At 61.3% G+C, this 12916-nt stretch carries 12 protein-coding genes; 9 read left to right on the top strand and 3 right to left on the bottom strand.

The genetic code is table 11. The features are described 5' to 3' along the window. The 4 genes from doeB (at position 1) to AB7M32_RS27835 (ending at position 4639) form a co-directional block, all read left to right on the top strand. Positions 1-1002 carry a N(2)-acetyl-L-2,4-diaminobutanoate deacetylase DoeB gene (gene doeB / locus AB7M32_RS27850; protein WP_454251998.1) on the top strand — a complete coding sequence of 334 codons (1002 nt, stop codon included), beginning with the start codon at positions 1-3 and terminating at the stop codon, positions 1000-1002. 157 nt (positions 1003-1159) lie between these two features. Then, complete coding sequence (locus AB7M32_RS27845; RefSeq protein ID WP_072409525.1) at positions 1160-1639, top strand: Lrp/AsnC family transcriptional regulator; 480 nt, start codon at positions 1160-1162, stop codon at positions 1637-1639. A gap of 130 nt (positions 1640-1769) precedes the next feature. Continuing rightward, positions 1770-3257 carry an NAD-dependent succinate-semialdehyde dehydrogenase gene (locus AB7M32_RS27840; protein ID WP_454251997.1) on the top strand — a complete coding sequence of 496 codons (1488 nt, stop codon included), beginning with the start codon at positions 1770-1772 and terminating at the stop codon, positions 3255-3257. Continuing rightward, complete coding sequence (locus tag AB7M32_RS27835; RefSeq protein ID WP_454251996.1) at positions 3254-4639, top strand: aminotransferase; 1386 nt, start codon at positions 3254-3256, stop codon at positions 4637-4639. The genes AB7M32_RS27840 and AB7M32_RS27835 overlap by 4 nt, the downstream gene beginning before the upstream one ends. 177 nt (positions 4640-4816) lie before the next feature. On the opposite strand, the gene AB7M32_RS27830 is transcribed toward AB7M32_RS27835, so the two are convergent. Next, entirely contained in the window at positions 4817-5254 is a 438-nt protein-coding gene (locus AB7M32_RS27830) for a YhcB family protein (protein ID WP_003205372.1), read from the bottom strand. A 147-nt stretch (positions 5255-5401) separates the two neighbouring features. On the opposite strand from AB7M32_RS27830, the gene AB7M32_RS27825 reads away from it, so the two are divergent. From AB7M32_RS27825 to zapE, 3 genes are all read left to right on the top strand, one after another. Continuing rightward, positions 5402-6031: an alpha/beta hydrolase gene (locus tag AB7M32_RS27825; protein WP_454252210.1), complete on the top strand. Its 630-nt coding sequence runs from the start codon at positions 5402-5404 to the stop codon at positions 6029-6031. 24 nt (positions 6032-6055) lie between these two features. Continuing rightward, on the top strand, positions 6056-7411 hold the full coding sequence (locus tag AB7M32_RS27820) for a tryptophan--tRNA ligase (RefSeq protein ID WP_454251995.1): 1356 nt from the start codon (positions 6056-6058) through the stop codon (positions 7409-7411). A 102-nt stretch (positions 7412-7513) separates the two neighbouring features. Then, positions 7514-8608 carry a cell division protein ZapE gene (gene zapE / locus AB7M32_RS27815; protein WP_072409535.1) on the top strand — a complete coding sequence of 365 codons (1095 nt, stop codon included), beginning with the start codon at positions 7514-7516 and terminating at the stop codon, positions 8606-8608. Positions 8609-8801: 193 nt separating this feature from the next. Here the strand turns inward: zapE and AB7M32_RS27810 are convergent, their stop codons facing one another. Next, complete coding sequence (locus tag AB7M32_RS27810) at positions 8802-9698, bottom strand: GlxA family transcriptional regulator (RefSeq protein ID WP_170842279.1); 897 nt, start codon at positions 9696-9698, stop codon at positions 8802-8804. Between the two features lie 244 nt (positions 9699-9942). On the opposite strand from AB7M32_RS27810, the gene AB7M32_RS27805 reads away from it, so the two are divergent. Continuing rightward, complete coding sequence (locus AB7M32_RS27805) at positions 9943-11079, top strand: acyl-CoA dehydrogenase family protein (protein WP_060740744.1); 1137 nt, start codon at positions 9943-9945, stop codon at positions 11077-11079. Positions 11080-11193: 114 nt separating this feature from the next. Here AB7M32_RS27805 and AB7M32_RS27800 read toward each other — a convergent pair whose 3' ends face one another. Further along, positions 11194-12234: an NADP(H)-dependent aldo-keto reductase gene (locus AB7M32_RS27800; protein WP_454251994.1), complete on the bottom strand. Its 1041-nt coding sequence runs from the start codon at positions 12232-12234 to the stop codon at positions 11194-11196. A 245-nt stretch (positions 12235-12479) separates the two neighbouring features. Here AB7M32_RS27800 and rplM point away from each other — a divergent pair, with 245 nt between their 5' ends. After that, positions 12480-12908 (top strand): 50S ribosomal protein L13, encoded by a 429-nt coding sequence (rplM, locus tag AB7M32_RS27795; protein WP_003205365.1) that lies wholly within the window; start codon positions 12480-12482, stop codon positions 12906-12908. Positions 12909-12916: the final 8 nt, after the last annotated feature.

Here is a 12916-nt window from a genome sequence, read left to right as displayed (position 1 = left end):
ATGCCTGACGTGCCCAACAATCCCATCAGCGCCACGGTCGACTTCAGCCGCGAGGGCGTGCAGCACGGCTTTCTCAAACTGCCGTATTCGCGGGACGATTCTGCCTGGGGCGCCGTGATGATCCCCATCACGGTCATCCAGCGCGGTAGCGGTCCGACGGCGCTGCTCAGCGGTGGCAACCATGGCGATGAATACGAAGGCCCGGTGGCCCTGAGCAAACTGGCCCAGCAACTGACCGCCAACGAAGTCAGTGGGCGGGTGATCATCGTGCCGTTCATGAACACCCCGGCGTTCCATGCCGGGCGCCGGACGTCGCCCATCGACAAGGGCAACCTGAACCGCTGTTTTCCCGGCAGGCCGGATGGCACCGTCACCGAGAAAATCGCCGACTACTTCAATCGCACTTTATTGCCCTTGGCCGACATTGTCCTCGACATTCATTCCGGTGGCCGGACCCTGGATTTCCTGCCGTTCGCCGCCTGCCACGTATTGCCGGATAAACCGCAGCAGGCGCGCTGCGAGGCCGGGATGCTGGCGTTCAACGCGCCGTATTGCATGCGCATGCTGGAGCTGGACGCTGGGGCGATGTACGACACGGCGGCCGAGTCCCAGGGCAAGGTGTTCGTCACCACGGAGCTGGGCGGCGGCGGTTCGTCGACCGCCCGCAGCGTGGCGATTGCCGAGCGTGGGGTGCGCAACCTGCTGATCCACGCTGGCATCCTGCGGGGCACGATCGAGTTGCAGCCGTCGCTGGTGCTCGACATGCCGGACGCCAGTTGTTTCATTGCCAGCGAGCACGACGGTTTGCTGGAAATGTGCCGCGACCTGGGGGAGCACGTGACCCACGGCGAGGTGGTGGCACGGATCTACGACATCACCCGCAGCGGCGTCGCCCCGGTCGAATACCGCGCCGCCCGTAGCGGCCTGCTGGCGGCCCGACACTTTCCCGGGTTGGTGCAGTGTGGCGATACGCTGGCGGTGATTGCGGATGTGTTGGCTTGATGACAGCCAGCCACCAATCCCCTGTGGGAGCGAGCTTGCTCGCGATAGCGGAGTCTCTGAGACGGCGATGTTGAATGTGCGGGCCTCATCGCGAGCAAGCTCGCTCCCACAAAGGCTTGCGTTGAGTCTGAGTTTTTAACTGTCCGGAGCCCTGCCCATGCACAAGCTCGATCGCTACGACCTCAAGATCCTGCAGATCCTCGCCGAGGATGGGCGGATCACCAAGTCGAGCCTGGCCGAGGCCATCAACCTGTCGGTGACGCCGGCCTGGGAGCGGGTGCGCAAGCTGGAAGCGGCGGGCCTGATCGTCGGCTATCGAGCGCAGATCGATTGGGCTGCGGTGTTCAAGCGTCAGCAGGTGCTGGTGGAAATCACCCTGGCCCGGCACACCGCCCAGGACATGCGCCGTTTCGAGCAACGCATGATCGCCGCGCCCGAGGTGGCATTCTGTTACGCCACCGGCGGCGGGGTCGATTACCTGGCGATGATCCAGGCGCCGGACGTCGATGCCTACCAACGCTTCGTCGACCAACTGCTGCTGGAGGACCTGGGCATAGAACGCTATTTCACCTACATCGTCACCAAGACCATCAAGACCGCCGGCGCCTTGCCGGCGGAGCTGGCGCCATCCTCCTGAGCACCACGGAAAACACTTTTTCGCAGGTCGTTTCCAGAAAAAAACCAAGGTCTGCCCCCGCTCAAACACCCGATAACCCAAGCACCGCTGCCCTAGCATGGATTCACGCACACGCTCTGGAGTGAACGTCATGCCTTACCAACATCCGCTGTTGTTCAAAGCGCTCTGCTACATCGATGGCCATTGGGTCCACAGCGACAGTGGCCACAGCGTGGCCGTCCACAACCCTGCCACGCGCACGGTCATCGGCCATGTGCCGATGCTCGATCAGCCACAGATCGTCGCGGCGGTGGACGCGGCGCACCGTGCATTCCCTGCGTGGCGCGAACAGAGCCTGGAGACCCGTGGCGCGATCCTGCGGCGCTGGGCAGCGTTGATCAGCGAACACAGCGAAGACCTCGCGCGCATCCTCAGCCTGGAGCAAGGCAAGCCACTGGCCGAGTCCCGTGGCGAAATTGCCTATGCCGCCAGTTTCATCCCATGGTTCGCCGAAGAGGCTCGGCGCCTGTACGGTCAGAACATCCCCAGCCATATCCAGAATGCGCACCTGGGCACGATCAAGGAGCCGGTGGGTGTCTGCGCGCTGCTCACGCCGTGGAATTTTCCTTCGGCAATGATTACCCGCAAGGCCGCCGCCGCCCTGGCCGCCGGTTGTACGGTGGTGATCAAGCCGGCCCACGAAACGCCTTACTCAGCGTTGGCCCTGGCGCAACTGGCCGAGGAAGCCGGCTTTCCCGCCGGGGTCTTCAATGTGGTCTTGGGTGAGCCGCAAATGGCCATGGAAACCCTGGTCAAGGACCGTCGTGTTCGCTCGGTGAGCTTCACGGGCTCGACTCGGGTCGGCAAGCTGGTGCTGCAGGCGGCGGCCCATGACGTGAAGAAAGTCGCGCTGGAACTGGGCGGCAACGCGCCGTTCATTGTCTGCGCCGATGCCGACCTGGCGCTGGCAGTGAAAGTCGCCGTGGAGGCGAAGTTCCAGACCTCGGGGCAGGACTGCTGCGCGGCCAACCGGATCATGGTGCAGCGTCCGGTCTACCAGGCGTTTCTCACGGGATTTGCCGCGGCGGTGCGGGCCTTGCGAGTCGGCCCGGCCATGGTCGATCAGCAGGAGCAGGCGGTGGACGTGGGCCCGCTGATGCATCAGGCTGCGTTCGACGTGACCGCCGACCGCGTCGCCGATGCCCTGGCCCTGGGCGCGCAACGCCTGGTGGGCGGTGAGGCCCATGCCCTGGGCGGACTGTTCTACCAGCCGACGGTGCTGGCCGACGTCACGCCGCACATGCGCATCTACCGTGAAGAAAACTTCGCGCCCATCGCCGGGGTGATGCCGTTCGACACTCTGGACGAAGCCATCGAAATGGCCAACGACACCGAATACGGGCTGGCGGCCTATATTTGTTCCAACCGCCTGGACGTCATCTATCCGCTGATCCGCCGTCTCGACCACGCCATGGTCGCGGTCAACGGCGTCAAATTCACCGGCCACCCGATTCCCTTCGGTGGCATGAAAGCCTCGGGCCTCGGCCGCGAGGGGGGCAGCGAGGGCTTCGAGCCCTTTGTCGAAACCAAATATTTTTGCCTGCACCATCAAGGCCAGTTCCCAGGAGAGTCCGCATGAGCCAAGCATTCAACACGCTGTTCGAACAAGACCGTGCGCATTTCATGCACCCCTCGACCCACGCTCACGACCATGCCAGCGGCGCGCTCAAGGGGCGGATCATCAAAAGTGCGTCAGGCGTTCGCATTCGCGACCATGAAGGCCGTGAGTTCATCGACGCCTTCGCCGGCCTCTATTGCGTGAACATCGGCTACGGGCGCACCGAGGTGGCCGACGCCATCTACAAACAGGCCAAGGAACTGGCCTACTACCACACCTACGTCGGCCACTCGAGCGAGGCGATCATCGAGCTGTCCAGCCGCATCATGGACTGGGCGCCGGAAGGGATGAAGAAGGTCTATTACGGTTTGTCCGGCTCCGATGCCAACGAGACCCAGGTCAAGCTGGTGCGCTACTACAACAACGTACTGGGTCGGCCGCTGAAGAAAAAAATCATTTCACGGGACCGCGGTTACCATGGCTCAGGCATCATGACCGGCAGCCTGACCGGCCTGGCGACCTTCCACCAACATTTCGATCTGCCGGTGGAAGGGGTCAAGCACACCGTGTGTCCTCACTGGTATCGCAAGGCTCCGGCGGGCATGGACGAGGCAGCGTTCGTGGGTTACTGCGCCGACGAACTGGAAAAAATGATCCTCGCCGAAGGCCCGGACACCGTGGCGGCGTTCATTGGCGAGCCGTTGATGGGCACCGGGGGCATCATCGTTCCTCCCGCCGGTTATTGGGATGCAATCCAGGCCGTGCTGAAAAAATACGACGTGCTGCTGATTGCCGATGAAGTGGTCTGCGCGTTCGGCCGCCTGGGCTCGAAGATGGGCAGCCAGCGCTACGGCATGAAGCCGGACCTGATCACCACCGCCAAAGGCCTGACCAGTGCCTATGCACCGTTGTCGGCGGTGATCATCGGGGAAAAGGTCTGGAGCGTGATTGAAAAAGCCTCCCAGGCCGAAGGTGCCATGGGCCATGGCTGGACCTATTCCGGACACCCGATCTGCGCAGCCGCGGCGTTGGCCAACCTCGACATCCTAGAACGGGAAAACCTTACGGCCAACGCCGAGGACGTTGGCGGTTACCTCAATCGTCGCCTGCGTGAAACGCTTGAGGGGCATCCGCTGGTGGGCGAGGTGCGCGGCGACGGCATGCTGGCGGCGGTTGAGTTCATGGCCGACCGTGAACAGCGTACGGCGTTCGACCCGGCGCTCAAAGTCGGCCCGAAGGTCTCGGCCGCCTGCCTGGAACGCGGCATGATCGCCCGCGCCATGCCCCACGGCGACATCCTGGGCTTCGCCCCGCCCCTGATCCTGACTCGCGAAGATGCGGAACTGATCGTCGACATCACCAAAGAGGCTATCGATCAGGTGGCGGGTGAGGTGTTGGCCTAAGCCCCTTTATTTAAATGTGGGAGCGAGCTTGCTCGCGATAGCGGTCTGTCTGAACCGGTGATGTGGGATGTGCTGCCGTCATCGCGAGCAAGCTCGCTCCCACAGGGAGATTTTCCTGGGCTAAAAAAAGCCCGCCCGATCATGTGATCGGGCGGGCTTTTGGGTGTCGCTCGCAGATTACTTCTTCAAACCGTAATGCTCATCGAGCATGCCGGGCGAATTCGGGGCCTTGGGGGCGTAGTCCCGCGGCGGTTCCTGGATCCCTTTAGGTGGGGTCAGGCGTTCCCGTGGCGTCTGTGCCGCATCGGCTTGCAGGGCGGCCAGCAGGCGCTGGCGAGTCTGCTCGTCCAGGGCCAGGCGATTGGCCCCCTCGGACAAATGATCCTGGACATCCTGGTAGCTCTGGGTGAGTTTTTTCACCAGAGAAGCGGTGCTGTTGAAGTGGGTGACCACTTCATTCTGATAACTGTCGAAACGTTCCTGAATGTCGTCCAGCTGACGTTGCGTGCTGTTGGGCACCGCATTGGGCAGCAGTCGGGCAAGCAGGAATCCAATGGCGACACCGGCAACCAGGGCAAGAGTCGGCAACAACCAAACTAAGAGCGAGTGTTCCACGAGTCCTTCCTCTATAAACGGCTTTGCTTTACGTTAACGGCTCGGACCTGCGCTGTATACCGCGAAGAACATCGCAATCATGCCAGGCACAGACTTTAGCTAGACGAGTCGACCCAATTCGGGGTCACGGAGTTCTTTCCCTTGCTTATGCGCGAAACCCCTGTCGTCATCGATGGCCCTGTGGGCCAACTGGAAGCCTTGTACCTGGACAGCGAGGCCCCCCGTGGCCTGGCGCTGATCTGCCACCCGAACCCGGTGCAAGGCGGGACCATGCTCAACAAAGTGGTCTCGACCCTGCAACGCACTGCCCGTGATGCTGGGCTGGTTACGTTGCGTTTCAATTATCGTGGCGTGGGGGCCAGCGCCGGCACTCATGACATGGGCACCGGCGAAGTGGATGACGCCCAGGCTGTCGCCCAATGGTTGCGTGGAAAATACCCGCAATTGCCCCTGACCCTGTTCGGTTTTTCCTTCGGTGGCTTTGTCGCCGCCAGCCTGGGCGGGCGCCTGGAAGCCCAGGGGCAACCGGTCAAGCACCTGTTCATGGTGGCCCCGGCGGTGATGCGCCTGGACGAGCAATCGCCCTTGCCGACCGGTGGCGAGTTGACCGTGATCCAGCCGGAAACCGACGAAGTGGTCGATCCGCAACTGGTTTACGAATGGTCCGACACGCTCCAACGCCCCCATGAGCTGCTGAAAGTGGCAGAATGCGGACACTTTTTTCATGGCAAGCTGACCGATCTCAAGGATCTGATCCTGCCGCGCCTCTCGAATTGACAGCAGTCTGACAAGCGATAACCCATGACGACGCGTACCCGTATCCTGACCGGCATCACCACCACCGGCACCCCGCACCTGGGCAACTATGCCGGCGCCATCCGTCCGGCGATCCTCGCCAGCCGCGACAGCAACGCCGATTCGTTCTACTTCCTGGCCGACTACCACGCCCTGATCAAGTGCGATGACCCGCTGCGTATCCAGCGTTCGCGCCTGGAGATCGCCGCCACGTGGCTGGCTGGCGGCCTGGACGTGGACCGCGTGACGTTCTATCGCCAGTCAGATATTCCCGAGATTCCGGAACTGACCTGGCTGCTGACCTGCGTTGCGGCCAAGGGCCTGCTCAACCGTGCCCACGCCTACAAGGCCTCGGTGGACAAGAACGTCGAGGCTGGGGAAGACCCGGACGCCGGTGTCACCATGGGCCTCTACAGCTATCCGATCCTCATGGCCGCCGACATCCTGATGTTCAACGCCCACAAGGTCCCGGTCGGTCGCGACCAGATCCAGCACGTGGAAATGGCCCGTGACATTGGCCAGCGCTTCAATCACCTGTTCGGCCAGGGCAAGGAATTCTTCACCATGCCCGAGGCGCTGATCGAAGAAAGCGTGGCCACGCTGCCGGGCCTCGATGGCCGCAAGATGTCCAAGAGCTACGACAACACCATCCCGTTGTTCAGCAGCGCCAAGGACATGAAGGACGCGATCTCGCGGATCGTCACTGACTCCCGTGCCCCGGGCGAAGCCAAGGATCCGGACAATTCGCACCTGTTCACCCTGTTCCAGGCCTTCGCCACTGCCGAACAGTCCGCCGAGTTCCGCAGTGAACTGCTGCAAGGCCTGGGTTGGGGCGAAGCCAAGAACCGCCTGTTCCAGTTGCTCGACAGCGAGCTGGGTGAAGCACGCGAGCGCTATCACCAGTTCATCGAACGTCCGTCGGACCTTGAAGACATCCTGCAACTGGGCGCGAGCAAGGCCCGGGCCGTGGCGACGCCGTTCCTCAACGAACTGCGCGAGGCCGTTGGCCTGCGTTCGTTCGTCAGCCAGGTCCAGGTGGCAACCCAGACCAAAAAGAAAGCGGCCAAGGCGGCACGTTTCGTCAGCTTCCGCGAAGATGACGGCAGTTTCCGTTTCCGCCTGCTTTCTGCCGATGGCGAGCAACTGTTGCTCTCGAACAATTTTGCCGACGGCAAGACCGCAGGGCAGGTGACCAAGCAATTGCAGTCCGGCCAGCCCTTGGACGTACGCAGCGACGACCTGGGTTTCAGCGTCTGGCTCGACGGTGAGTGCGTGGCGAACAGCCCGACCTTCGCCGACAGCGTCGCCCGGGATGCGGCCATCGATGCGCTGCGCGTTGCCCTGACGCCTGCCCAGGACTGATTGCGGCGCGTTACCCGGCCATCGGCCCGAAAAAGGGCCGATTGCCATTCCTCCGGGCCATCGCTACAGTGACGGCCCGTTTTTGTTGCCTTGCTAACGAATATGACGCCCCTAGAACGATATCAAGCTGATCTGAAACGCCCGGAGTTCTTCCACGACGCAGCCCAGGAAACGGCAGTGCGGCATTTGCAGCGCCTGTACGACGACCTGGTCGCGGCCTCGAACAACAAGCCGGGCCTGTTGGGCAAACTGTTCGGCAAGAAAGACCAGGCGCCGGTCAAGGGCCTGTATTTCTGGGGCGGCGTTGGCCGTGGCAAGACCTACCTGGTGGACACCTTCTTCGAAGCGCTGCCGTTCAAGGAAAAGACACGTACGCACTTCCACCGCTTCATGAAGCGTGTGCACGAGGAAATGAAGACCCTGGGAGGCGAGAAGAACCCGCTGACCATCATCGCCAAGCGTTTTTCCGACGAGACCCGGGTGATCTGTTTCGATGAGTTCTTCGTTTCCGACATCACCGACGCCATGATCCTGGGCACTTTGATGGAAGAGCTGTTCAAGAACGGCGTGACCCTGGTCGCCACCTCGAACATCGTGCCGGACGGCCTGTACAAGGACGGCCTGCAGCGGGCGCGGTTCCTGCCGGCCATCGCGCTGATCAAGGAACACACCGAAATCGTCAACGTCGACAGCGGCGTCGACTACCGCCTGCGTCACCTCGAGCAAGCGGAGTTGTTCCACTTTCCGTTGGATGCCGCCGCCGAAGAAAGCCTGCGCAAGAGCTTCCGCGCCCTGACGCCGGAATGCACCCAGGCGGTGGAAAACGATGTGCTGATCATCGAAAACCGCGAGATCCGCGCCATCCGTACCTGTGACGACGTGGCCTGGTTCGACTTCCGCGAACTGTGCGACGGCCCGCGCAGCCAGAACGACTACATCGAACTGGGCAAGATCTTCCACGCCGTGTTGCTCAGCGGCGTCGAGCAGATGAGCGTCACCACCGACGACATCGCCCGTCGCTTCATCAACATGGTCGACGAGTTCTACGACCGTAACGTGAAGCTGATCATTTCGGCCGAAGTCGAACTCAAGGACCTCTACACCGGCGGTCGCCTGACCTTCGAATTCCAGCGGACCTTGAGTCGTTTGCTGGAGATGCAATCCCACGAATTCCTGTCGCGGGCGCATAAGCCGTAGGGCGATTCGCAAAGCAAAAAAAGGCCTGCGATTGCAGGCCTTTTTTTGTACGCTCGAATCAGTCGTTCACTGTAAAACCCTGTGGGAGCGAGCTTGCTCGCGATGGCGTCTTGTCAGTCAACATCAGTGCTGCTGAACCACCGCCATCGCGAGCAAGCTCGCTCCCACAGTGGATCGTTGCCAGCCCCTCGGGCTACGCCGCCTGCTGAAACTGCTGCCGATACTGATTCGGCGACAGGTCGGTATGTTGCCGGAATAACCGTGCGAAAAAGCTCGCGTCGTCGTAGCCGACTTCGTAGCTGATGGTCTTGATGCTCTTGCGGCTGCCGGAGAGCAGGCCCTTGGCGGTTTCGATCCGCAGTCGTTGCAGGTAATGCAGCGGCTTGTCGCCTGTGGCGGTCTGGAAGCGGCGCATGAAATTGCGGATGCTCATGCCATGCTCCCGGGCAACATCCTCGAAGCGGAATTTATCGGCGAAGTGCTCTTCGAGCCATTGCTGGATCTGCAGGATGATCACGTCCTGGTGCAGTTTCTGCCCGCCAAAGCCGATCCGTCCCGGCGAATAGCTGCGTTGCACTTCATACAGGATGTCCCGCGCCACGGCCTGGGCCACGTTGGCGCCGCAGAAGCGTTCAATGAGGTAAATGTAGAGGTCGCAGGCTGAGGTCGCGCCGCCGGCGCAAAACAGGTTGTCGGCGTCGGTCAGGTGCTTGTCCTGGTTCAGGTGCACCTGGGGGAAGCGCTCCTTGAAGGCATTGAAGAAGCGCCAGTAGGTGGTCGCTTCCTTGCCGTCGAGCAGACCGGCCTCGGCCAGCCAGAACACTCCGGTGGCTTCGCCGCAGAGTACCGCGCCGCGAGCGTGTTGTTCGCGCAGCCAGGGCAGTATCTGGGGGTAGCGTTGGCAGAGGCTGGCGAAATCATCCCAGAAGGCCGGCAGGATGATGATGTCGGTGTTTTCCAAGCCACCGTCCACCGGCATGATCACATCGCTGAAGCTGTTCACCGGTTTGCCATCGGGGCTGACCAGCCGGGTTTCAAACGCCGGCGTCAGACCGTGGCCCAGTTGTTTGCCATAGCGCAGGCTGGCCAGGTGGAAAAAATCCTTGGCTTGCATGAGGGTGAAGGCGAAGACCCGGTCGATTGCCAGGATGCTGACGCGCCGCAAGGGCGTGGAGGCGTGCATAGACATAATTCATCTTTTATTTTTATAGGGGAAAGTGGTCACTAGACGGCTGGATCGTCTTATTTTTTGTCGGATGTGTCCAGTGTCCTGTCGTACACCGCAGGCTTAGGCTCTATCGGATAACCACGTCCAACAATAATCAAGGTGAGCCATGATCCCAAGAACACTGTTCAGTCCCGAGCACGAATTGTTCCGCGACAGCGTACGAACCTTCCTCGAAAAAGAAGCTGTGCCGTACCACAGCCAGTGGGAAAAACAGGGGCATGTCGATCGCCAGCTCTGGAACAAGGCGGGGGAGGCGGGCATGTTGTGCTCGCACCTTCCAGAGGCTTATGGCGGGCTGGACGCGGACTTCCTCTACAGCACGGTGGTGATCGAGGAGATCGGCCGCCTGGGGCTGACGGGGATCGGTTTCTCGCTGCATTCCGACATCGTCGCGCCGTACATCCTGCATTACGGCAGTGAGGCGCTGAAACACAAGTACCTGCCGAAGCTGGTGTCCGGCGAAATGGTCACGGCCATCGCCATGACCGAACCGGGCGCCGGTTCCGATCTGCAAGGGGTGAAGACCACGGCGGTGCTGGACGGTGACGAATACGTCATCAACGGCTCCAAGACGTTCATCACCAATGGTTTTCTGGCGGACCTGGTGATTGTGGTCGCCAAGACCGATCCCAAGGCTGGCGCCAAGGGCACCAGCCTGTTCCTGGTGGAGGCGGGCACGCCGGGCTTCGAAAAGGGCAAGCGCCTGGAAAAAGTCGGAATGAAGGCCCAGGACACGTCGGAATTGTTCTTCCAGGATGTCCGCGTGCCGAAGGACAACCTGCTCGGACAGGCCGGAATGGGCTTTGCCTACCTGATGCAAGAGCTCCCCCAGGAGCGCCTGACCGTCGCCATCGGCGGCCTGGCTTCGGCCGAAGCGGCGCTGCAATGGACCCTGGACTACACCCGCGAGCGCAAGGCATTCGGCAAAACCATCGCCGACTTCCAGAACACCCGTTTCAAGCTCGCGGAAATGGCTACCGAAATCCAGATTGGCCGGGTCTTCGTCGACCGCTGCCTGGAGTTGCACCTGCAAGGCAAGCTGGACGTGCCGACGGCGGCGATGGCCAAGTATTGGGGTACCGACCTGCAATGCAAGGTGCTCGACGAGTGCGTGCAGTTGCATGGCGGCTATGGCTTCATGTGGGAATACCCGATTGCCCGGGCGTGGGCGGATGCGCGGGTGCAGCGGATCTATGCCGGGACCAATGAAATCATGAAGGAGATCATTGCGCGGTCGCTTTGATGCGGTGGTGAACTTGGGTCCGCTATCGCGAGCAAGCTCGCTCCCACATGGGGTTCCCGTTACCGCAGAAACCCTGTGGGAGCGAGCTTGCTCGCGATGGGGCCTATGAATCAATCAAGGAGCAGGGTTCGGCTGATCCTTGTGAATCGCCTCGATCCCCGCCAGCACTTCGTCCGACAGCTTCAGGTCGAGGCTGGCGATGTTGCTGTCCAGTTGCTCCAGCGTGGTGGCGCCAATGATGTTGCTGGTCACGAATGGCTGCTGGGTGACGAACGCCAGGGCCATCTGCGCCGGGTCCAGGCCATGTTCGCGGGCCAGGGCCACATAACGGCTGCAGGCCGCTTCCGATTGCGGATTGAAGTAACGCATGAAGCGGCTGTACAGGGTCAGTCGGCCCTTGGCGGGTCGTGCGCCGTTTTCGTATTTGCCCGACAGGAAGCCGAACGCCAGGGGCGAATAAGCCAGTAGGCCGCATTGCTCACGAATGGCGATTTCCGCCAGGCCGACCTCGAAGCTGCGGTTGAGCAGGTTGTACGGGTTCTGGATCGACACCGCCCGCGGCCAGCCACGGGCTTCGGCCAGGGCCAGGAACTTCATGGTGCCCCACGGTGTTTCGTTGGACAGGCCGATATGGCGGATCTTGCCGGCGCGGACCTGCTCGTCCAGGGCTTCGAGGGTTTCCTCCAGCGGCGTGAACGTTTCGTCGGCCTTGTGCTGGTAGCCCAGTTGCCCAAAGAAGTTGGTGCTGCGCTCCGGCCAGTGCAGTTGGTAAAGATCGATCCAGTCGGTCTGCAGGCGCTTGAGGCTGGCGTCCACGGCTTCGACGATGTGCTGACGGTTGTGTTTGAGGTTCTTGTCGCGGATGTAGTCGATGGTGTTGCCGGGACCGGCGATCTTGCTCGCCAGGATCCAGTCGGCACGGTCGCCGCGGCTTTTGAAATAATTGCCGATGTAGCGCTCGGTGGTGGCGTAGGTCTCGGCCTTGGGGGGCACCGGGTACATCTCGGCGGTGTCCATGAAATTGATGCCGGCGCCCTTGGCGCGTTCGATCTGGGCGAAGGCCTCGGCCTCGCTGTTCTGCTCACCCCAGGTCATGGTGCCGAGGCACAGGGCACTCACGCTCAGATCGGTACGGCCTAGCTGGCGATAGTCCATCGGGAACTCCTTGGGCAAAACAATCATAAAAGCAGGTTGAAATATTTTTCGCAATCTGCATAATTGCGCACCTCTTTCTGCAGTGGAAGTGATGCGCCGCCGCCGAAGAATCTTGCCGTTGAACGGACGCGCCGACCCGAGCCCCCGAAAGCGTCTGTATCCGGCTGCCTTTGACTTGTCAAAGTACGCACTATTCAGTAAGATCCGCCGTCTAATTTACAGGGCGGCCCCTGAGGCTATAAAGAATGAAAACTTTTACTGCTAAACCGGAAACAGTAAAGCGCGACTGGTTTGTCGTCGACGCTGCTGGTCAGACCCTGGGTCGTCTGGCCACCGAAATCGCGAGCCGTCTGCGTGGCAAGCACAAGCCTGAGTACACCCCTCACGTTGACACCGGTGACTACATCGTCGTGATCAACGCTGAGCAAGTACGTGTTACTGGCGCTAAAACCACTGACAAAATGTACTACTCCCACTCCGGTTTTCCTGGCGGCATCAAGTCGATCAACTTTGAAAAGCTGATCGCCAAAGCCCCTGAGCGCGTGATCGAGACCGCGGTTAAAGGCATGCTGCCTAAGAACCCACTGGGTCGCGACATGTATCGTAAGCTGAAGGTTTATGCGGGCGCTGCTCACCCTCATACTGCTCAGCAGCCCCAAGAACTGAAGTTTTAACGGAATAG

The organism is Pseudomonas sp. R151218B TE3479, from assembly GCF_053629195.1.
Note: the sequence above shows the minus strand (reverse complement) of the source record. Positions and strands in the feature narration are given on the sequence as shown.

What these genes read in the sequence shown, in the direction of transcription:
- doeB (WP_454251998.1), top strand. Translation starts at nt 1, where the DNA reads ATGCCTGACGTGCCCAACAATCCCATCAGCGCCACGGTCGACTTCAGC.
- AB7M32_RS27825 (WP_454252210.1), top strand. Translation starts at nt 5,402, where the DNA reads ATGCGCGAAACCCCTGTCGTCATCGATGGCCCTGTGGGCCAACTGGAA.
- AB7M32_RS27800 (WP_454251994.1), bottom strand. Translation starts at nt 12,234, where the DNA reads ATGGACTATCGCCAGCTAGGCCGTACCGATCTGAGCGTGAGTGCCCTG.
- rplM (WP_003205365.1), top strand. Translation starts at nt 12,480, where the DNA reads ATGAAAACTTTTACTGCTAAACCGGAAACAGTAAAGCGCGACTGGTTT.
- AB7M32_RS27820 (WP_454251995.1), top strand. Translation starts at nt 6,056, where the DNA reads ATGACGACGCGTACCCGTATCCTGACCGGCATCACCACCACCGGCACC.
- AB7M32_RS27845 (WP_072409525.1), top strand. Translation starts at nt 1,160, where the DNA reads ATGCACAAGCTCGATCGCTACGACCTCAAGATCCTGCAGATCCTCGCC.
- AB7M32_RS27840 (WP_454251997.1), top strand. Translation starts at nt 1,770, where the DNA reads ATGCCTTACCAACATCCGCTGTTGTTCAAAGCGCTCTGCTACATCGAT.
- AB7M32_RS27805 (WP_060740744.1), top strand. Translation starts at nt 9,943, where the DNA reads ATGATCCCAAGAACACTGTTCAGTCCCGAGCACGAATTGTTCCGCGAC.
- zapE (WP_072409535.1), top strand. Translation starts at nt 7,514, where the DNA reads ATGACGCCCCTAGAACGATATCAAGCTGATCTGAAACGCCCGGAGTTC.
- AB7M32_RS27835 (WP_454251996.1), top strand. Translation starts at nt 3,254, where the DNA reads ATGAGCCAAGCATTCAACACGCTGTTCGAACAAGACCGTGCGCATTTC.